This window comes from Rhizobium sp. KDH_Rht_773_N, assembly GCF_052946295.1.
Genome location: NZ_JBRFNB010000002.1, coordinates 66,410 through 85,277, shown reverse-complemented (window position 1 = coordinate 85,277; position 18,868 = coordinate 66,410). Strand labels below are relative to the sequence as shown.

General features: G+C 60.3%; 19 protein-coding genes. 13 read left to right on the top strand and 6 right to left on the bottom strand.

The window, feature by feature from the left end:
- Positions 1-123: 123 nt before the first annotated feature.
- The gene (locus ACU8HS_RS22335; RefSeq protein ID WP_447016213.1) at positions 124-1,020 is read left to right on the top strand and encodes a LysR family transcriptional regulator; all 897 of its coding nucleotides are present in this window, start codon (positions 124-126) and stop codon (positions 1,018-1,020) included.
- Positions 1,021-1,073: 53 nt separating this feature from the next.
- Here the strand turns inward: ACU8HS_RS22335 and ACU8HS_RS22330 are convergent, their stop codons facing one another.
- On the bottom strand, positions 1,074-1,739 hold the full coding sequence (locus tag ACU8HS_RS22330; RefSeq protein ID WP_447016212.1) for a hypothetical protein: 666 nt from the start codon (positions 1,737-1,739) through the stop codon (positions 1,074-1,076).
- A 523-nt stretch (positions 1,740-2,262) separates the two neighbouring features.
- On the opposite strand from ACU8HS_RS22330, the gene ACU8HS_RS22325 reads away from it, so the two are divergent.
- Complete coding sequence (locus tag ACU8HS_RS22325) at positions 2,263-2,742, top strand: carboxymuconolactone decarboxylase family protein (RefSeq protein WP_112570137.1); 480 nt, start codon at positions 2,263-2,265, stop codon at positions 2,740-2,742.
- Between the two features lie 72 nt (positions 2,743-2,814).
- On the opposite strand, the gene ACU8HS_RS22320 is transcribed toward ACU8HS_RS22325, so the two are convergent.
- Entirely contained in the window at positions 2,815-3,096 is a 282-nt protein-coding gene (locus ACU8HS_RS22320; protein WP_447016211.1) for a GNAT family N-acetyltransferase, read from the bottom strand.
- A 240-nt stretch (positions 3,097-3,336) separates the two neighbouring features.
- Between ACU8HS_RS22320 and ACU8HS_RS22315 the strand changes: the two genes are divergently transcribed.
- Entirely contained in the window at positions 3,337-3,759 is a 423-nt protein-coding gene (locus ACU8HS_RS22315) for an EF-hand domain-containing protein (RefSeq protein WP_112753833.1), read from the top strand.
- Positions 3,760-3,842: 83 nt separating this feature from the next.
- On the opposite strand, the gene ACU8HS_RS22310 is transcribed toward ACU8HS_RS22315, so the two are convergent.
- The gene (locus ACU8HS_RS22310) at positions 3,843-4,547 is read right to left on the bottom strand and encodes an MgtC/SapB family protein (protein WP_447016210.1); all 705 of its coding nucleotides are present in this window, start codon (positions 4,545-4,547) and stop codon (positions 3,843-3,845) included.
- Positions 4,548-4,636: 89 nt separating this feature from the next.
- Positions 4,637-5,569 carry a hydrogen peroxide-inducible genes activator gene (locus ACU8HS_RS22305; protein WP_112703518.1) on the bottom strand — a complete coding sequence of 311 codons (933 nt, stop codon included), beginning with the start codon at positions 5,567-5,569 and terminating at the stop codon, positions 4,637-4,639.
- Positions 5,570-5,759: 190 nt separating this feature from the next.
- Between ACU8HS_RS22305 and katG the strand changes: the two genes are divergently transcribed.
- The gene (gene katG, locus ACU8HS_RS22300; protein WP_113413710.1) at positions 5,760-7,943 is read left to right on the top strand and encodes a catalase/peroxidase HPI; all 2,184 of its coding nucleotides are present in this window, start codon (positions 5,760-5,762) and stop codon (positions 7,941-7,943) included.
- 377 nt (positions 7,944-8,320) lie between these two features.
- A complete protein-coding gene (locus tag ACU8HS_RS22295; RefSeq protein WP_447016209.1) occupies positions 8,321-10,126 on the top strand; it encodes a diguanylate cyclase in 1,806 nt (601 codons plus the stop codon).
- Positions 10,127-10,151: 25 nt separating this feature from the next.
- Here ACU8HS_RS22295 and ACU8HS_RS22290 read toward each other — a convergent pair whose 3' ends face one another.
- Entirely contained in the window at positions 10,152-10,352 is a 201-nt protein-coding gene (locus tag ACU8HS_RS22290; RefSeq protein ID WP_112570125.1) for a hypothetical protein, read from the bottom strand.
- Between the two features lie 484 nt (positions 10,353-10,836).
- Here ACU8HS_RS22290 and ACU8HS_RS22285 point away from each other — a divergent pair, with 484 nt between their 5' ends.
- A complete protein-coding gene (locus ACU8HS_RS22285) occupies positions 10,837-12,150 on the top strand; it encodes an MFS transporter (protein ID WP_113413708.1) in 1,314 nt (437 codons plus the stop codon).
- A 54-nt stretch (positions 12,151-12,204) separates the two neighbouring features.
- Here the strand turns inward: ACU8HS_RS22285 and ACU8HS_RS22280 are convergent, their stop codons facing one another.
- Positions 12,205-12,951 (bottom strand): SDR family oxidoreductase, encoded by a 747-nt coding sequence (locus ACU8HS_RS22280; protein ID WP_113413707.1) that lies wholly within the window; start codon positions 12,949-12,951, stop codon positions 12,205-12,207.
- 454 nt (positions 12,952-13,405) lie between these two features.
- Here ACU8HS_RS22280 and ACU8HS_RS22275 point away from each other — a divergent pair, with 454 nt between their 5' ends.
- From ACU8HS_RS22275 to ACU8HS_RS22245, 7 genes are all read left to right on the top strand, one after another.
- Positions 13,406-14,194, top strand: a complete 789-nt coding sequence (locus tag ACU8HS_RS22275) for a GntR family transcriptional regulator (RefSeq protein ID WP_447016208.1) — start codon at positions 13,406-13,408, stop codon at positions 14,192-14,194.
- Positions 14,184-15,020 carry a 5-dehydro-4-deoxy-D-glucuronate isomerase gene (gene kduI / locus ACU8HS_RS22270; protein ID WP_113413705.1) on the top strand — a complete coding sequence of 279 codons (837 nt, stop codon included), beginning with the start codon at positions 14,184-14,186 and terminating at the stop codon, positions 15,018-15,020. The genes ACU8HS_RS22275 and kduI overlap by 11 nt, the downstream gene beginning before the upstream one ends.
- A 5-nt stretch (positions 15,021-15,025) precedes the next feature.
- Positions 15,026-15,781 (top strand): 2-dehydro-3-deoxy-D-gluconate 5-dehydrogenase KduD, encoded by a 756-nt coding sequence (gene kduD / locus ACU8HS_RS22265; RefSeq protein WP_113413782.1) that lies wholly within the window; start codon positions 15,026-15,028, stop codon positions 15,779-15,781.
- Positions 15,782-15,868: 87 nt separating this feature from the next.
- Positions 15,869-16,552, top strand: coding sequence for an amino acid ABC transporter permease (locus ACU8HS_RS22260; RefSeq protein ID WP_112570615.1), 684 nt, complete (start codon positions 15,869-15,871; stop codon positions 16,550-16,552).
- A gap of 8 nt (positions 16,553-16,560) precedes the next feature.
- Complete coding sequence (locus ACU8HS_RS22255; RefSeq protein WP_112570115.1) at positions 16,561-17,214, top strand: amino acid ABC transporter permease; 654 nt, start codon at positions 16,561-16,563, stop codon at positions 17,212-17,214.
- Positions 17,198-17,926 carry an amino acid ABC transporter ATP-binding protein gene (locus tag ACU8HS_RS22250; protein WP_113413704.1) on the top strand — a complete coding sequence of 243 codons (729 nt, stop codon included), beginning with the start codon at positions 17,198-17,200 and terminating at the stop codon, positions 17,924-17,926. The genes ACU8HS_RS22255 and ACU8HS_RS22250 overlap by 17 nt, the downstream gene beginning before the upstream one ends.
- A 109-nt stretch (positions 17,927-18,035) precedes the next feature.
- Positions 18,036-18,830, top strand: a complete 795-nt coding sequence (locus tag ACU8HS_RS22245; RefSeq protein WP_112570111.1) for a transporter substrate-binding domain-containing protein — start codon at positions 18,036-18,038, stop codon at positions 18,828-18,830.
- The last annotated feature ends 38 nt before the right edge of the window (positions 18,831-18,868 follow it).

The window sequence follows — 18,868 nt, the reverse complement described above, 5'->3', positions numbered from 1 at the left end:
TTCTGCCTGCCGTCCGCTCGCCGGTTGATTTCCGTGACCGTATATAGACCGCTGCCGACATCCTGATGCAGCCCTGTGCCGATGCATCGTTTGTCAATTCTGGAATCGGGGACGAATAGATAGATGCGTAGTTTGTTGGGCGAGACGGCGGGGCTGGTCGCCTTTGTGAAGACCGTGGAAACAGGCTCCTTCAGCGCCGCGGCGAGGAACCTTCGGACGACGCCGTCGGGCGTGTCGAAGAGCATTTCCCGGCTGGAGAGCCTGCTTGGACTGAAGCTCTTTCGTCGCTCGACGCGCGTCCTGACGCTCACGCCCGACGGTGAAAACTTCTATGCGAGGATTTCACCGCTTCTGCGGCAAATCGACGATTCCGGCGATATCTTTCAGCCGGAACATGGGGCGACGGGCCATCTCCGCGTCAGTCTGCCGAGCGAACTCGCAAGACTGCTCCTGCCGGCGATTTTCACGCGTTTCGTGCCGCAGCATCCTGGAATCACGCTCGATATCGGAACGACTGATCGGCACGTGGATCTGATCCGCGAAAATTACGACATCGCCTTCCGCGTCGGCAAGGTCGAAGGAAGCGATCTGATGATGCGAACGCTCGTGCATCTGGAGATGGCCCTGGTCGCTTCGCCGTCCTTCGTCAAGACATGGGGGCCGATCGACCATGCGGACAGGCTGCGCGACATTCCTTTCGCGCGCTATGCGATCGACGGCAATGCGTATCCGATCCGCTTTGCCGATGGCGCGACGATGATGCCGGCGGGCCAGGTGGATCTCGATACGGGTACTGCGATCCGCATGGCGGCGGTAGGCGGCGTGGGTGCGGCCTATCTGATGAAATGCATCGTTCAGGATGAGCTGGATCGTGGCGAGCTGGTCCAGCTGCTGCCCGGTGCCAAACTGGAAAGCCCGCCGTTCCAGGCCGTGCATGCCTTCGGACGGATGCCGACCTACCGCCTGCGGCTCTTCTCCGACTTCATTGAAGCCGAGATGCAGAAGCACGCATTGACGTGAGAATTCTCTGGACCGTCGGATACCCGGCGGTCCCCCGCCTGCTCGTTCGTCGCTTAGTTTGTTGCCGGCTTGTCTGCCCCAGCCGCGCCCTCGGCGGGCCAGGTGAAGTAGTAGTATTTCCCGTTCACCTTGCCGAAATAGGCATTCTCGCCGGTTTTCGCGTCGATATAGGCGCCGTTCTTCGATCGTTCGAAAGATCCATCGGGGCCGCGCTTCAGGTGCTCGTTCAGAAAGGCGCTCCACTCATCCTTGCCGACCGTTTCCGGCTTGTTGGCGGTCGCTCCCTTCACGGACGGATCCCAGCCGATGATGGTCTCGCCATTGACCGGGTCGGTGATCTTCAGGGTGCCGTCCTTAAGCGCCTGCAGCATGTCCTGCGAATTGATGTAGCTGGCGGGATCGTCGCCGGCTTGAGAGAGCTTGTCCTTCAGCGCCGTCATGAAATCCCTGGAGCCCATCGTCGTGAACGGGGGTTCCGCCGGTGGGTACTCGTCACTGACATAGGGATTGTTCTGCTGGTTCTGAAGCATCGACATGAGCTGCATCAAGCTCCTGGAATCGAGCGCGCCGGCACCCCCGGACGAGATGCCGAGCGAATCCAGAAGTCGCCCCGCGGTGCTGTTGGAATTGCCCTCATCGGATGACGAACTTCCATCCTTGAGAACACCCAGTGCAATTCGGGCGCTGTAGTAACGCGTGAGGCCAACTGGAGAAACCATGTCTTTTTTCCTTTGGTGATATGAGAGGGTTTGAATAGGCATTGCTCCCGGCCCATTGCCATTCATTGGCAGCCTTCAGGAATTCCCGAACGTTGCTCGGGTTGTCGCAATATCGCTCTGCAAATACAGCCGTCTCAGACTGTTGTTACTGCTCCCGGGCTATGGGCGGTAACTTGCTTGAAACTGGCGCTATCAATCAAAAATTGTTGCGCCGTTCGAGGTGGATGCTGCACGTCGATGTTCAAATAACTAATTGTATATCAGATACTTGATCGCAAATCCGCTGCAACGGTTTCACCGTGCCGGCCCGTCCGCGGGCTGGCCTTCTGTTACAACCATAACGAAATAGTTCGGGCAGTCCGCTGCGAAGGGGTGAGAGGGCGGCGGACATGGCGCGCCTATACCCCAACCGATGGTTAGCTACCGCTTTTTACCGCGCTTGTTACTCATCATACGACCGCGCGTGGGCGTTTGCCTTGGCGGTCCGCCCCCAACATCAGCATTTTCGAAGGACGAGGATGACATGACGCAAAGACTGAATTACGCGCAACTTTCGCCGGAACTCGTTAAGAAGCTCACCGCCTTCACGATGGAGCTGAAAGACAGTTCCATCGAGCAGACGATCCGCGATCTGGTCGAAATCCGCGCATCGCAGATCAATGGCTGCAGCTTCTGCGTGGACATGCATTCCAAGGAAGCAAAGATCCACGGCGAACGCGAACTTCGCCTCTATCACGTCGCGGCATGGCGTGAATCGACGCTCTTCAGCCCCCGCGAGCGTGCAGCGCTTGCCTGGACGGAAGCCGTTACCAAGCTGTCCGACACCGGCGTTCCGGACGAACTCTACGAGAAGGTTCGCGGCCAGCTTTCCGAGAAGGAAGTGTCCGACCTGACTTTCCAGATCATGGCAATCAACGCATGGAACCGCATCAGCGTTGCGGTCAAGGCTGTACCGGGTTCGGCCGACAAGCTCTACGGTCTCGACAAGGCCGGGCTGCAATAACTCCAAATCGGTGAGGTTGCGGCCGCACTGGATGCGGCCGTAGCGACGTCCGGATGCCGAAGGGATCAGCGATCAGCCGGTGATCAGATCCTTATATTCGGGGTGCTTTGCAGCATAATGCGCCATGAATTCGCATTGCGGAACGACCTTCAGACCGCTTTTCCGGATCAGCGAAAAGACACCGTCAGCGAGTTTCGTCCCGATTCCTGCGCCGGAATATTCGAACGGAACTTCGGTATGGGTGAGCACGACCTTGTCGCCCTCCATCCTGTAATAGGCCATCGCCATCGCATCGCCGTTGATCGGCAGTTCGTAGCGCTGCATCCGGCTGTTGTTCTGGACAAGAAACGGCAAGATCATTCTCCATTCTATCGACGCACCAGCCTCCCGCCATCCGGCTGTCGGGTCAACGCAAACGATCGTTTGGCTCGTCGATTGGCTCAGGGGCGTGCCTGCTGCGCATTTCGGACATGAAGCGCGCAGCTTTTGATTTCAATTGTAACACAACACGCCAATTCGTTGTTTTGGCAAGGTCTGGATAAGCCCTGCTGCCTTTTCTGGCCCCGTTCCGCAGCCAGAAAGGATATTATAGCGATGAGAGTAGGATCGGATAATTCAGTTTATAGCCTCTTCGTACCGAAGCCCCGCAAGGCGCCTTCCGTCAACGACGAGAACATCGAGGTTGCGCCCAAAAGGACGGTCGATGAATCGTCGCTGCCGAGCGAGGAGGAGCGTATCGCGCAATTCTACGACGGCCTCGCCAGCTCGCAGATGCAATGGGCCGACATCGACAAGGACGGCAAGGTCACGAGGGACGAATATCTGGCAGGCCAGGCGCGCTTTGCAGATCAGAACGGCCATGCCTTTGATGCCATCGGCGCCGAAAATCGCTGGTCTGTCATCGATCCGAACAACAAGGGCTATGTCGATCAAGCCGAAATGCGCGAAGGCATGACCAAGCTCTTTCACGTCAAGATCGGACATCTGCCGCCCGGTTACCGGCTGCCCAACGGTTGAGGCCGGCGGGGCGTGTTCAAGGATTGGCCGCCGCGACGCGCAAGCTGAGCGACGGCCGTCACGGGGGGGCTCGAGCGGGTAGCCTATGTCGCTGAGGCGCGATGTTCGAACCGCATCACATGGAAGCTCTTTTCCAGGGATCCGGCAATCTGATCGGCGCCAGGGACGCCACGAACGGACTTCCACCTGATCTCGTAGACCAGTTCGCGATGCCCGTCTTCAATATCCCTCAAGCCCGTGAAAATCGCCTCGGAAAGATCCGGTGCCGCAGCCTTCACATCGGGAATTCCCGCGCCCCTTTCCAGCCTGATCGCTACGGTGCCCTTCTGATCGCCTGAAATCCAGCGATCCACATGCTTGAGGGGAGAGAGGATCAGCACGGCGAGGATTGTGACGATGGCGCCGATGACGATCTGTCCTCCGCCGAAGCAGAGACCGATTACGGTGATGAGCCACAAGGTTGCCGCCGTCGTAATACCTGTCGTGATATCGCCACGCCGCAGGATGGCGCCGCCGCCGATGAAGCCGACACCGGTCAGGACGCCGAGGGGAAAGCGCAGAATATCCATCGATCCCTCTGCGCTCTGACTCGTCGCCAGGAGAATATTCGCCTGGATCATCGAGAGACAGGCGGCGAGTCCGACAAGGATGGTCGTGCGCAATCCTGCGGAATGCCCCCCTCGCTCCCTGTCGAGGCCGATGAATGCTCCGGCTATGATCGTTGCGGCCAGACGAACGGCAATGTCCACCCATCCGGGTGTTATCGGCATCAGGTCTACCAGATCCAATTCGGCCGCTCCCCTTATCTTACCTGCGATCGGTTCAAGTGCGGGAAGCTAGAGCGCAGCCTGCGGACTGGCCAGTGGAACAGCCGGAATCAGCCGTCGAAACCGGCTTGTACGGGAAGTGAGGACTGACGCAGGCCTGCGGCCGAATGGCGGATGACTTCCGATATCTGCAGGAGCTGTTTGACCAGGGGCGTTGAATTTCGCCAGATGATCCCGATCGTCCGCAGCGGCTGCGGGGTGCGGAACCGGGAGATGGACACATCAGCCGATCGCGTTTCCACGGGCACTGCCATTTCGGGGATGAGGGTGATGCCGATGCCGGCGCTGACCATCTGCACCAGCGTAGACAGCGAACTGCCTTCCATGATTTCCCGCGGACGTGTGGATTCGATGCCGCAGAAGGATAGCGCCTGATCGCGAAAGCAATGCCCTTCCTCCAGCAGCAGCAAGCGCATTTCCCGCAGGGCCTCCGGTTCCGGCACCGGTTTGCCCTCGTCTTCGCGTCTGCGGACAAGCAGGAACTCTTCTTCGAACAGCTTGATCTCGGTCAGCGACGGTTCTGATATCGGCAATGCCACGACCGCCAGATCCAGCTCGCCCTGCGCCACTTCGTGGACCAACCGCGCCGTCAGCGTCTCGCGGACCTGAATTTCGATATTGTCGAAGGTTCTGTTCAGATCGCTGATGATTGCCGGCAGAAGATAGGGGGCGATGGTCGGGATAATGCCGATCCTCAACCGTGTGAGCAGCCTGTCCTGCGATGCGCGGGCAAGGTCGCCGAGTTCATCCACGGCCCGGAGAATGTCGCGGACCCGAAGGGCAAACAGCTGCCCGAAGGCGGTCAGCCTGACCTCGCGTGCGCCGCGCTCGAAGAGATCTCCGCCCAACTCTTCCTCCAGTTCCTTGATCTGCATCGACAGGGCGGGCTGGGAAATTGCACAGGCATCGGCCGCATGCCGGAAGCGGCCATGGCGCGCCAGGGCTTCAAAATACCGAAGCTGTTTGAGTGTCACATTGGTCATAAGGCAAGCTTATCGCGGTCATCAGTAAATCCAACTTAAAATTATCACACGCTTCCGATAAAAAGGAACAAGAGGGAGGATGCGTGCCGACCCCGATCGAACCGGGCAAAGCCCGGGCACGCAATCAGGCCCAATAGTTTAACGGATAGGGCGGCTGTCGAACGGTCGTCTGGAGCAACAGGAGAAAACTATGGACCAGAAACCTGACAGCACGGGCAAATGTCCCGTCGATCATTCCGGAGCACGCGGCAGGCGCAATCGCGACTGGTGGCCGAACCAGCTCGACCTGCAGGTGCTTCACCATCATTCCGCCCTTTCCAATCCGATGGGCAAGGATTTCAATTATGCCGAGGAGTTCAAGAAGCTCGATCTCGATGCGCTGAAGAAGGATCTTCATGCGCTGATGACCGATTCGCAGGACTGGTGGCCGGCAGACTTCGGCCATTACGGCGGTCTCTTCATCCGCATGGCCTGGCACAGCGCCGGCACCTATCGCATCACCGACGGCCGTGGCGGCGCCGGTCAGGGGCAGCAGCGCTTTGCACCGCTTAACAGCTGGCCTGACAACGTCAACCTCGACAAGGCCCGCCGCCTTCTCTGGCCGATCAAGCAGAAATACGGCAACAGCATTTCCTGGGCCGACCTTTTGATCCTCACCGGCAACGTCGCGCTCGAATCGATGGGCTTCAAGACCTTCGGCTTCGCTGGCGGCCGTGCCGATGTCTGGGAGCCGGAAGAACTCTACTGGGGTCCGGAAGGCACCTGGCTCGGCGACGAGCGCTATAGCGGCGAACGCGAGCTGGCGGAGCCGCTCGGCGCCGTGCAGATGGGCCTCATCTATGTCAATCCGGAAGGCCCGAACGGCACGCCCGATCCGCTCGCTTCCGCGCGCGACATTCGCGAGACCTTCGCGCGCATGGCAATGAATGACGAAGAAACCGTGGCGCTGATCGCCGGCGGCCATACCTTCGGCAAAACCCACGGCGCCGGCGATCCGTCCTTTGTCGGTGTCGATCCGGAAGGCAGCGAGCTCGAGGCCCAGGGCCTCGGCTGGGCGAGCAAGTTCAACAGCGGCGTCGGTCGTGATGCCATCGGCAGCGGCCTGGAAGTCACCTGGACGACGACCCCGACCAAGTGGAGCAATAATTTCTTCTGGAACCTGTTCGGCTATGAATGGGAGTTGGAAAAGAGCCCGGGCGGTGCCCATCAGTGGGTCGCAAAGGGCGCCGGCGCCACTATCCCGGACGCCTTCGATTCCTCGAAGAAGCACCTGCCGCGGATGCTCACCTCCGACCTCGCGCTGCGCGTCGACCCGATCTACGAGAAGATCTCGCGCCGCTTCCTCGAAAACCCGGATCAATTCGCCGACGCTTTCGCCCGTGCCTGGTTCAAGCTGACCCACCGCGATATGGGGCCAAAGGCCCGTTATCTCGGCAAGGAAGTCCCGGCAGAAGACCTGATCTGGCAGGACGTCATCCCGGCCGTCGATCATCCTCTGATCGACGACAAGGATATTGCCGATCTCAAGGTTAAAGTCGCTGCTTCCGGCCTGACGGTGCAGGAACTGGTTTCGACCGCATGGGCGTCCGCGTCGACCTTCCGCGGCTCCGACAAGCGCGGCGGCGCCAACGGCGCTCGCATCCGCCTTGCGCCGCAGAAGGACTGGGAAGTCAACGAACCGGCGCAGCTTGCCAAGGTTCTCGGCGTTCTTGAAGGCATCCAGAAGGACTTCAACGCGGCACAGACCGGCGGCAAGAAAGTCTCGCTCGCCGACCTGATCGTGCTCGCCGGTGCAGCCGGTGTCGAAAAGGCTGCGAAGGCCGGCGGTCACGATATCGTCGTGCCGTTCACCCCCGGCCGTATGGACGCTTCGCAGGAGCAGACGGATGCAGCTTCCTTCGCCGCGCTCGAGCCGCGCAGCGACGGCTTCCGCAACTATGTGAACGGCAAGCGCCCGCAGTTCATGAAGCAGGAAGAAGCGCTCGTCGATCGTGCCCAGCTGCTCACGCTGACCGCGCCTGAAATGACCGTGCTCATCGGCGGCCTGCGTGTGCTGACGGTGGGCAAGCCGGAGCATGGCGTCCTTACCTCGCGTCCGGAAACGCTGACGAACGATTTCTTCGTCAATCTGCTGGACATGGGTACCGTCTGGGCGCCCGTTGCCGGCAAGGAAGGCGTTTACGAGGGGCGTGACCGCAAGACGAACGAACTCAAGTGGACCGGCACTCGTGTCGATCTGATCTTCGGCTCGCACTCGCAGCTTCGCGCTCTCGCGGAAGTCTATGGCCAGTCCGATGCCAAGGCCAAGTTCGTGAAAGACTTCGTTGCAGCCTGGAACAAGGTCATGAACGCGGATCGTTTCGATCTCGTCTGATCGGAATTCTGTCTGGACGCGGGCGTCCTCGCCGCGTCCAGACATAGACTGCGGTCGGATTTGCGGCCGGATCGCATTGCGTTCCAGCCATCATTGCAATCCGCATATCTGCAAGCTGCCAACCGGGCGAATCGCGCCCTTCGAATTCGCAGCCCCGGCTCTTCGATCATCCTGCCTGAAACCAATCCCGGCATCGACGCGTTCCCCGGCAACGGCTTTGGTTTGCCGTGATTGACCACCGGGTTGCGGCCCCGATACCTCTCGGTAGTGATTTCCCGCTAATAACATCAGCTGTTACTCGCAAACGGCCATAGCAACAGCGGTGTGTCAGAGATGCCTTTAGTTGTCCTTCAACCCGATTTCGTTAGCATGGCGCCATGAGAATAAGGACGATCACCAACTGGGCTTATGGCATTACCGTGATCCTCACGGCGCTTTCGGCTGCCGCCTTCATCATGTCGTCACGCAGTGCCGAGGACGAGCGGCGCGCGGTTGAGGAACATCTCGCGCTCGATACGCTGACCGAACAGCTTGAGACAGGCGCCGAGGTTTCCAGCGATGAGGCGCGGCTCTACGTCATGCGCGGCGAGCAGCGCCATCTCGATGCCTTCAAGGCGGAGACGGAGAGCGAACGGCAGCGCGAAACGGCGGCCAAGCAGATTGCGGCAAGAGACATATCCGTCGTGGAACGGAGCATTCTTGCGGATATAGACAGGCAGGCCGAGGCGCTCAATGCGGTCGAGACGGCCGCTGTCGATACCTTCCAGAAGGGCGACCGGCAGGCGGCGCAACAGGCGCTTTTCGGGCCGGAGCACGAACGGCTGCAAACGGCCCTGCTGGAATCGGCCGGTCATTTGCGTGATATCACGGCGACGCGCACGGGAGCGGCCCTCGATGACGCGCGCCGGCGCAGCGATCAGTGGAGTTTTGTTGCCAAGGTCATGCTGGCGATGACCGGCCTGCTCTTCCTTGCCGTCCTCTACTTTATCCTGCGGCGTCGCGTGGCTGTGCCTCTGGTCCGCATGACCGGCATCGTGACCCGGCTCGCCCGGCAGGATTATGCGGTTGAGGTCCCTGACGACCGCCGTCGCGACGAAATCGGCGAGATGAACGAGGCAATCCAGATCTTTCGGGAAAACGGACTTGAGCGCGAGCGCCTGGACGCGGAGCGACGGGCTGACCAGCATACCAAGGACCTCATCCTTCAGATGATGCATCGCCTTCAGGCCTGTGAAAATCAACAGGAACTGGCCGGAGTGGTCGCGCGCTTCGCGCCGCAGATCTTTCCGGGCATTGCCGGAAGTCTCTATATTCTCAACGAGGATAAGTCCGCACTTGCGCAGGTCGGCACATGGCTGGAGCCTGTCAACGCGCAGACGGCCTTTCCGGCCAATGCCTGCTGGGGTCTGCGGCGCGGCCGACCGCATATGAGCGGCGCGGGCGACAGTGACGTGTCCTGCCAGCATGTCGAGGGGAGTGGCGTAGCGGCCTCCTGCCTCCCTTTGACAGCGCAGGGCGATATGATCGGTCTTCTCTATCTCGAGGAACGCCACGGGCAGACGCCGGTGCTGGACAATGCCCGTCTCTATCTGGAACTGATCGCCGAGAACGTCGGATTGGCGGTCGCCAATCTGCAGTTTCGTGAAAAGCTGACCGAACTTGCCATTCGCGATCCGCTGACCGCTCTCTTCAACCGTCGTTTTCTCGATGACACGCTGCATCGACGCGGGCGCGACAATGCTCAAGAGCAGCTCGCCTGCCTGATGATCGATATCGATCATTTCAAGCGGTTCAACGACCAGTTCGGTCACGACGCCGGCGACATGGTCATGCAACATGTCGGGCAGGTGCTGCGCAGCGCAGTTGCCGGTATCGGCAGCGCGTTCCGTTTCGGCGGGGAAGAATTCACCGTTCTTTTGCCTGACTGCAGCGAGAAGGACGGATTCGAATTCGCCGAAAAGGTGCGGGCACAGATCGGCGGGGCGGCACTTTCGCACTCCGGTCAGATCATCGGAGCCGTGTCGGTATCGATCGGTGTGGCGACATCACCTGCGGGAGGCACCGTCGATACGCTTGTCAGCCGCGCCGACGCGGCCCTTCTCGACGCCAAGGCAACGGGCCGCAACAAAACTGTTCTTGCAAGCAGTCGGAGCAGGCCGCCGCAGGAAACGCTGCACGCCTGAAATCGGCCAGGAAGCGATAGGCCGGTCAGTTGCCGACGATGCCATGCGGCGCATGTTCGGCGATCTCGCGGGCTGCGCCGTAGTCGCGTTCATGCGCGGAGCGGAAGCGATGTTCGGTGCGGCCGGTCAGATCGCGGTAGTAGCGGTCGGTCATGCCATCGGCATAGGTGCCGGTATCGGCGCCGAAATCTTCGGTCGACGGCTTGATCGAGAAAAACTTGAACATTTTCAGGGTCCTCCACAGCATGCTGCCAACACGCGGACGTGTCGCTCTGTTCCTTCTATAAGACGTTTATAATGAAAAAATTAACCATGTTTAAACAAACGGCAGGGATGCGAGGTTCATGCCGCATGATTTCTTAAGATTGTCATGCCTGCTGCAAAAGGAACATCGGCAATTGCCGCAGCGATACGCCATCAAGCGGCTGCCGCTCCTTTGAAGGATAGTGGCAGTGCGGGAGACGTTGGCGCAGGACATTTCGCGCGATGCCTCCTCGATCCCGTCTTGAAACGGTTTTCACCAGGAGCCGATGGATAGCGAGATGCCCGCCGATACCGCAAATGGACGACCGGCTTGCGGGTTTTCCAATTCGTCCGCCATATCGGGATCGGCTACGGGAGCGAAAGGGCGGCGCATTGACTTGCCTTATTCGTGACGATCGTGAGTATGGACCCGACAGGCTCGATGCCTTGGCTGAGCGGGGAGAAGAATGGCCACCATTACGATTGATGAGGCGCTCGACCAGGCGGGTGCCGGCCGATTTCAGGTCCGGTTGATGGGCATCTTCGGATTGGTGTGGGCCGCCGACGCGATGCAGGTTATCGCGGTCGGATTTACGGCGACGTCGATCGCGGCGAGTTTTGAACTGACCGTGCCGCAGGCGCTTCAGACCGGGACGGCTTTCTTCCTGGGAATGTTTCTCGGGGCTCTGGGATTCGGCAAGCTCGCGGACCGGATCGGGCGACGCCGGGTGTTGATTGCCACCGTCCTCAGCGACGCCGTCTTCGGCACGCTGTCGATATTTGCCCCCAGCTTCGCGATACTCCTGGTTTTGCGGTTCCTGACAGGCGCTGCCGTCGGTGGAACGTTGCCGGTGGACTATGCAATGATGGCTGAGTTTCTGCCGGCAAAGAACCGTGGCAGATGGCTCGTCCTGCTGGAGGGCTTCTGGGCGGTGGGAACACTCGTCGTGGCACTCGCCGCCTGGATACTCAGCCTGTCGGGCGTTGCAGAAGCCTGGCGGTTCATTTTTGCCGTGACTGCGGTTCCGGCGTTGATCGGTTTCGGCCTCCGGTTTTTCGTGCCGGAATCACCGCTCTTTCTCCTTCGCACCGGACGGAACGACGAAGCAAAGGCGATCGTTGATCGGATCGCGGCTGTCAACGGCCGCAATCCGCTCGGTGAAGGCATCGATGTCTCGTCAACACCTTCCGTGAAAGGTGCCGGCATTTTCTCCGGCGAGTTGAGGCGGCGCACCATTCTGATGCTCGCGATCTGGTTTCTGGTGTCCATATCCTATTACGGGATTTTCACGTGGATGCCGCCCAAACTTGCCGGTGATGGCTTCGGCTTTGTTCGCGGATACGGCTTTCTGGTGCTTATAGCGCTGGCTCAAATACCCGGCTATGCATTGGCTGCCTATGGCGTCGAGGCATGGGGGCGTCGTCCGACGCTGGTGGCATTCTGTATCCTGTCGATGATCGGGTGCCTTCTCTTCGTCTTCGGATCGTCCGGCCTCGTGATCGGAGCCTCGTTGCTGATCATGAGTTTTGCTTTGCTTGGAACATGGGGCGCGCTCTACGCCTATACGCCTGAACTCTATCCGACGACTTCAAGGGCGACTGGCATGGGTGCGGCAGGGGCGATGGCGCGGCTTGGCGGCCTGCTCGCTCCATCGCTGATTGCGCTGTTTGTGACGCAGAGCTTCGTTCTGACCATCGGCATTTTTGCCGGCCTGCTGTTATTGGCAGCCATCGCCGCTTTGTTCGTTGATGCCGAAACGCGCAGTGTTTCGCTCGCATAACGCCGTGCATTCACATGTCGTCATCGTTGGAGGGGCGGTGAGTATGGGCCTTCTTCAGTAGGTTGTTCGTCCGCCACTCAGGTCGAAGGTCGATGCAGTCGTGAAAGAATTCTCCTCCGACAGGAGCCAGGCGACCATCGCCGCGATCTCCGACAGTTCCGCGAAACGATCCCGCGGAATTCTGACCCGCATGTATTCGATGAATTCGGGTGTCAGGCCGTCGAGTATCGGCGTCTTCGCCGTTGTGGGAGTGATGGCGTTGACGGCGATTCCCGTCTTTGCAAGCTCTTTACCCAAGGATTTGGTGAAGCCAAGCACGCCTGCTTTCGCAGCACTATAGGCTGCGATGTTGGGGTTGCCCTCTTTTCCGGCCACCGACGAGATGTTGACGATCCGGCCGTAGTTGCGCTTCAGCATCACCGGAACGACATGGCGGCAGCAGTTGAAGGTTCCTGTCAGGCAGACGTCGATGACGTTCCTCCATTCCGTGGCGCCATATTCGATCGTCGGTTTTACCTTTCCCGTAATTCCTGCGGAATTCACCAGGCAATCGATCCGCCCGAAAATCTCCTCTGTTGCCGAAGCGACTTGGCCGACGAGATCGAAATCCGTCACGTCGACTTCGAATGCGCGGGCATTCGGACCGAGTGCGCTGGCACTGTCCGTCGAGCGGCTGCCGTTTGAATCCCAGAGAGCGACCTTTCCGCCGGACTGAATTACCCTCTCGGCGATCGCGTAACCGATCCCCTGCGCGCCGCCGGTGATGACGGCGACCCTGTCTTTCAAGTCGATGAAATTCATGAAGCGTTCTCCTCCGCCACGTTTCAAATACCTCTTCCAAACCCGCAACTCCGGAATTCTCGTGAAGCTGGCTTTCCAGATTGAAGGCCGAATGAGGGTCCCGGGAGGCGGATGCGCGATGATCCTATCGATCTCCAGGCGTCCTGCCACCAGAAACTTCGGCGATAGGCTTCGATCGGTCGCAAGCTGGCTCTTTCGGCCAGCAGTCGTGCGGCGGCGGCAACGCGCTGCCGGTGTGTGGCTCTGTAACGCATTGAAAAATACAAATTAAATACGATCAGGAAGCGAGCCGGTCCGGGCGATATCCTCATTCCCGTCAAGTTCGGTTCAAGTCGCGAAAGCCGCTTGCCAGAAGTTGGATACTAATATATTACTTCTTTCATCAGGCCGAAGGGAGGCGGTTTCCGATGACATCAAGCACCAGATTTTCGATCCTTCCAGGCGAGCGTGCGCGATGAGTTCGCTTTCCGGCATCACGCGAAAGAAGCGCTCCCTGCAGGGCGTGACGGTACTTTCGCACCAGCGGGCGGCGGCTCCGAGGGCGGCAACGCTCGTCTATAATGCGCTTCTCGACGACATCGTTTCGCTGCGCCGCAAGCCGATGGAGCTCCTGAACGAAAAGGAGCTGGAAGCGCAATTCGGGGTCAGCCGCACGCCGATCCGCGAGGCGATCATCCGGCTTGCCGATGACGGGCTCGTCGATGTCTTCCCGCAATCGGGCACGTTCGTTTCCCGCATTCCGCGCCGTGCGCTCTACGAAGCGATCCTTGTGCGCAAGGCGCTGGAAGACACGACGGTTTCGATCGCGGTCGAGAAGATGACGCCGGCCGGCCTGAGATCTCTGGAGCGCAATCTCTCGGATCTCGATGCGTGCCATCGCGAAGGCGATGTCGCGAAATTCCACGTCGTCGACAATAATTTCCACCAGCTTATCAGCAGCATCGCGGGCTTTCCCGGCATCTGGGCGATCATCCAGCAGGTCAAGGTTCACAGCGACCGCTATCGCCTGCTGACGTTGCCGCAGCAGGGCCGCCTGGCGCGTGTCATCGAGGAGCACGCCGCCGTCATCGATTGCATGCGAGCCGGCGACAAGGACGGGGCGAAGGCCGCCATGGAGTTCCATCTCGGCAAGCTGCTGCATGAAGTCGAAAAGGCCGAGATGCTCGACCCAGCCTATTTCATTGAGGATGCCCCGCAGATGGGGGCATCCGGAGGAGAGAAGGACAATTCCAATGCAGATTGACGTACGACACGCCTCCCACCCCGAAGCGGTCCGCGGCTTCGATACGGAAACGCTGCGCCGTCACTTCCTGGTCGAAACGGTGTTTTCGCCGGGTGACATCAGGCTGACCTATTCGCATTACGACCGGATGGTGATCGGCGGTGCTGCGCCGCTCGGCACCGGTCTGGCGCTGACGGCGCCCAAGGCGATCGGTCAGGACACGTTTCTCGCGGAGCGTGAACTTGGTGTGCTGAATGTCGGCGGTTCCGGCCGCGTGACGGTTGACGGCGCCAGCTACACGCTGGCGAAATACGATTGCCTCTATATTGGCAGAGGCGCCGTCGATGTCGCTTTCGAAAGTGCCGATGCCGGCAATCCCGCAAAATTCTACCTCGTCTCGACGCCTGCTCATGCGAGCCACCCGACGGTGCTTCTGACCCGCGACAAGGCACGGCATCTGACGCCGGGCGAGGCAGCTACCGCCAACAAGCGCTCGATCTACCAGTATATTCATCCGGAGGTTTGCCAGTCCTGCCAGTTGACCATGGGCTTCACCAGCCTGGAGACCGGCAGCGTCTGGAACACAATGCCGAGCCACACGCATGACCGGCGCATGGAAGCCTATCTCTATTTCGACCTCGACGTCGACCAGCGCGTCTTCCATTTCATGGGCGAACCGCAGCAGACGCGTCACATGCTCGTTGCCAACGAGCAGGCGATCATATCGCCCCCGTGGTCGATCCATTCCGGTGCCGGCACCAAGAACTACAGTTTCATCTGGGCCATGGCCGGCGACAACAAGAGCTTCACCGATATGGACCATATCGCCATCGGGGATCTCAGGTGATGGCGATGCAGGCTCTTTTCGATCTCTCGGGGAAGACCGCCGTCGTCACCGGCGCCAATACCGGCATCGGGCAGGGCATTGCCGTCGCGCTTGCCGAAGCCGGCGCCTCGATCGTGGCTGTCGGCCGCTCGTCCATGGACGAGACGGAGGCCCTTGTCGCGAAGGCGGGCGTGAAATTCCATGTCATCAAGGCCAATCTCGGCACGATCGAGCCGGTCAAGCCGATCGTTTCCGAGGCGCTGGAGCGTTTCGGAGCGCTCGACATCCTGGTCAACAATGCCGGCATCATCCGCCGTGCCGACGCGATCGACTTCACGGAAGAAGATTGGGACGCGGTGATGAACGTCAACCTGAAGACGGCCTTTTTCCTGTCGCAGGCGGCTGCCCGCCACATGCTTGAAAATGGGCGCGGCAAGATCATCAACATCGCTTCGCTGCTCTCCTTCCAGGGCGGCATCCGTATCCCGTCCTATACGGCCTCGAAGAGCGGCCTTGCCGGGCTTACCCGCCTGCTTGCCTGCGAATGGGCGGGCAAGGGTGTGAACGTCAACGCCATCGCACCCGGCTATTTCGTGACCAACAACACGACGGCGCTGCGCGAAGATCCGGATCGCAACGCGAGCATTCTGGCCCGTATCCCGGCGGGCCGCTGGGGTGAGCCCGGCGACATCGGCGGTGCTGCCGTGTTCCTGGCGTCGGCTGCGTCCGACTACGTGCACGGCACGGTTCTACCCGTCGATGGAGGCTGGCTGGCGCGCTGACGCGACAGCCGGAAGGAGACATGACGCCTTCCTCAGGGGAAGGCGAGGTCGCGTCATTGGATTGGCGTGGTCGGAATGGAGGAGGACATGCAGTACCAGTTCGATTTTGCGGCCTTGCTGCCCTATTGGAGCGATTTCCTCTCGGGTGCGTTCGTTACGATCGAGATCACCGTCTTTTCGGTCGTCATCGGTCTGGTGATCGGCGTTGCCTGCGCCATCGCCCGCCGCTCGAACATCGGCCCGCTGCGGACCCTCGTCGGCATCTATGTCGAGACTGTGCGCAACACGCCCTTCATCGTGCAGATCTTCTTCATCTTCTTCGGCCTGTCCTCCGTCGGCATCCGCCTGCCGATCATCGCGGCCGCCGTCTTCGCCATGGTCATCAATGTCGGCGCCTATACGGCGGAGATCGTTCGTGCCGGCATGGATTCGATCCATCCGAGCCAGATCGAGGCGGCTGAAGCGCTCGGCCTGTCGAAGCTGCAGATCTATCGCGACATCATTCTCCTGCCGGCGATCGAACGTGTCTATCCGGCACTTTCCAGCCAGTTCATCCTGATGATGCTGTCGACCTCGATCGCTTCGCAGATTTCTGCCGAGGAACTGACGGGTGTCGCCAACAACATCCAGTCCAACACGTTCCGGTCGCTGGAGACCTATGTCGTCGTCGCGGTCCTCTACATCGCCATCACCTATCTGATGAGGGCGGGCTTCTACGGCCTCGGTCTCATCGCCTTCCCGCGCCGCCGCCGGCTCGGCACGTCGCTCTAGAGATTACCATGCTCGGTGGGTTTTCCTTCAATCACCTGATCTATCTGCTGGACGGCCTTGTCTGGACGGTCGTGCTATCAGCGCTCGCCTTCCTGCTCGGCGGCATTGCCGGCTTCTTCGTCATGCTCTGCCGTATCTCGCGCTTCCTGTGGCTGCGGCGCGCAGCCCTCATCTACATCCAGATCGTCCAGGGCACGCCGCTCCTGATCCAGATGTTCATCCTTTATTTCGGTCTCGGGGTGGTGAACATTTCGGTGCCGCCGCTGGTGGCGGCCGGTCTGGGTATGATGATCTATTCGAGCTCCTATCTCGGCGAGATCTGGCGCGGCTCGGTAGAATCTATCTCGCGTACCCAGTTCGAGGCCGCCGAATGCCTCGGCCTGACGCGCTGGCAGGCGTTGCGCGACGTGATCCTGCCGCAGGCGCTGAGGATCGCCACGCCGCCGACGGTCGGTTTCCTCGTCCAGCTCGTCAAGAACACCTCGCTCGCCTCGGTCGTCGGCTTCCTGGAGCTGACGCGTGCGGCGCAGGTCATCAACAACTCCCTGTTCCAGCCCTTCCTGGTCTTCGGCATCGCAGCGCTTCTCTACTTCGCTGTCTGCTATCCGCTGTCGGTCTGGAGCCGCTCTCTCGAGAGGAAGCTCAATGTCGGTCGCCGTTAAACTCACCAATGTCGTCAAGCGCTTCGGCGCGCTGGAAGTGCTGAAGGGCGTCTCTTTCGAGATCAACGCTGGCGAAGTGGTGGCGCTGATCGGCCAGTCCGGCTCCGGCAAGAGCACGGCGCTGCGCTGCATCAACCGGCTGGAGACGATCCAGGACGGCTCGATCGAGGTCTGCGGCCATCGTGTCGAAGATCCGAAGCTCGATCTCAGGACATTGCGGCGCGATATCGGCATGGTGTTCCAGAGCTACAATCTCTTTCCGCACATGACGGTCGCTGAAAACATCATGCTGGCACTGCGCCGCGTGAAGGGCATGCGTAAGGACCAGGCCTTCGAAATCGCCAAACAGGTGCTCGCCAAGGTCGGCCTCTCGGAAAAGATCGATGCCTATCCGGAGCAGCTGTCTGGCGGCCAGCAGCAGCGCGTGGCAATTGCCCGATCGCTTGCCATGCAGCCGAAGGTGATGCTGTTCGACGAGGTCACGTCCGCCCTCGACCCGAAGCTCACGGGCGAAGTGCTGCGCGTCATGGAGGATCTCGCGCGCGGCGGCATGACGATGATCGTCGTCACCCACGAGATGGGCTTTGCCAAGCGCGCCGCCAACCGTGTCATCTACATGCACACCGGCAAAGTCTGGGAGACCGGTGACGCCGGTATCCTGAGCAATCCGCAGACGCCTGAACTCAAGGAATTCATGGCCGCAGAGCTTTAGACCCCGTCATCGTGGGAGGAAATTGCCTGTCCCGGATGAGCCGGCGCAGGTTTGAGAGGAGGCCCGGCAGAGAGCGGGCAGAGGCAATCAGGTAGAGGAGACTTGGAGTATGCCGAAGACAATGATTTCGAAACTGGCACTGTTGGCGGGTGCGGGCCTGCTGGCGCTGGCAAGCGTTGCCCATGCCGATGTGCTCGACAATATCAAGAAAGCCGGCAAGGTGCGTATCGCGGTCGCGATGGGTATTCCGGAATATTCCTTCGTCGACGAAAACCTGCAGCCGTCGGGTTCCGATATCGAGACGGCCAAGCTGATCGCCAAGGATCTCGGCGTCCAGCTCGAACTGGTGGAAATCACCAATGCGGCCCGCGTTCCGTCGGTCCAGACCGGCAAGGCCGACATGGTCGTCTCCTCGCTCGGTATCACCGAAGAGCGAAAGAAGGCGATCGATTATTCCGTTCCCTATGCAACGCTCGCCCTTGTCGTCGCCGCTCCGCCGAGTGCCGAGATCAAGGGATATGCCGATCTTGACGGCAAGCGCATCGGCGTCACCCGTGCCACGACGAACGACCAGGACATTACCGCCAACGCGAAGGGCGCCAATATCGTCCGCTTCGAGGATGATGCGACGCTGATCACCTCGGTCGTTTCCGGTCAGGTCGATACGGTTTCCAGCCAGTCTGCCGTCATCAACGGCATCAACAGGAAGATGGCCGATCATCCGCTGCAGGTGAAGTTTACGCAGAAGGAGACGGTTCTCGGCATCGGCATCCCGAAGGGCGAAACCGGTCTCAAGACTTGGCTCGACCAGTGGGTGAAGACCAATTTCGACAACAAGGTGCTGCGGGATATCTATCGCAAGTATCACAATGCCGAACTGCCCGACGATCTGACTTCGCGCTGATCGGACCGGGCTGCCGGCGCCCGGCGCGCCGGGCATCA

Bases quoted from the DNA above. Each gene is read 5' to 3' on its own strand.
- ACU8HS_RS22280 (WP_113413707.1), bottom strand. From the start codon at position 12,951: ATGAATTTCATCGACTTGAAAGACAGGGTCGCCGTCATCACCGGCGGC.
- ACU8HS_RS22285 (WP_113413708.1), top strand. From the start codon at position 10,837: ATGGCCACCATTACGATTGATGAGGCGCTCGACCAGGCGGGTGCCGGC.
- ACU8HS_RS22305 (WP_112703518.1), bottom strand. From the start codon at position 5,569: ATGACCAATGTGACACTCAAACAGCTTCGGTATTTTGAAGCCCTGGCG.
- kduI (WP_113413705.1), top strand. From the start codon at position 14,184: ATGCAGATTGACGTACGACACGCCTCCCACCCCGAAGCGGTCCGCGGC.
- ACU8HS_RS22250 (WP_113413704.1), top strand. From the start codon at position 17,198: ATGTCGGTCGCCGTTAAACTCACCAATGTCGTCAAGCGCTTCGGCGCG.
- ACU8HS_RS22325 (WP_112570137.1), top strand. From the start codon at position 2,263: ATGACGCAAAGACTGAATTACGCGCAACTTTCGCCGGAACTCGTTAAG.
- ACU8HS_RS22245 (WP_112570111.1), top strand. From the start codon at position 18,036: ATGCCGAAGACAATGATTTCGAAACTGGCACTGTTGGCGGGTGCGGGC.
- ACU8HS_RS22275 (WP_447016208.1), top strand. From the start codon at position 13,406: ATGAGTTCGCTTTCCGGCATCACGCGAAAGAAGCGCTCCCTGCAGGGC.
- ACU8HS_RS22295 (WP_447016209.1), top strand. From the start codon at position 8,321: ATGAGAATAAGGACGATCACCAACTGGGCTTATGGCATTACCGTGATC.
- katG (WP_113413710.1), top strand. From the start codon at position 5,760: ATGGACCAGAAACCTGACAGCACGGGCAAATGTCCCGTCGATCATTCC.
- ACU8HS_RS22260 (WP_112570615.1), top strand. From the start codon at position 15,869: ATGCAGTACCAGTTCGATTTTGCGGCCTTGCTGCCCTATTGGAGCGAT.
- ACU8HS_RS22255 (WP_112570115.1), top strand. From the start codon at position 16,561: ATGCTCGGTGGGTTTTCCTTCAATCACCTGATCTATCTGCTGGACGGC.
- ACU8HS_RS22335 (WP_447016213.1), top strand. From the start codon at position 124: ATGCGTAGTTTGTTGGGCGAGACGGCGGGGCTGGTCGCCTTTGTGAAG.
- ACU8HS_RS22315 (WP_112753833.1), top strand. From the start codon at position 3,337: ATGAGAGTAGGATCGGATAATTCAGTTTATAGCCTCTTCGTACCGAAG.
- kduD (WP_113413782.1), top strand. From the start codon at position 15,026: ATGCAGGCTCTTTTCGATCTCTCGGGGAAGACCGCCGTCGTCACCGGC.
- ACU8HS_RS22290 (WP_112570125.1), bottom strand. From the start codon at position 10,352: ATGTTCAAGTTTTTCTCGATCAAGCCGTCGACCGAAGATTTCGGCGCC.
- ACU8HS_RS22330 (WP_447016212.1), bottom strand. From the start codon at position 1,739: ATGGTTTCTCCAGTTGGCCTCACGCGTTACTACAGCGCCCGAATTGCA.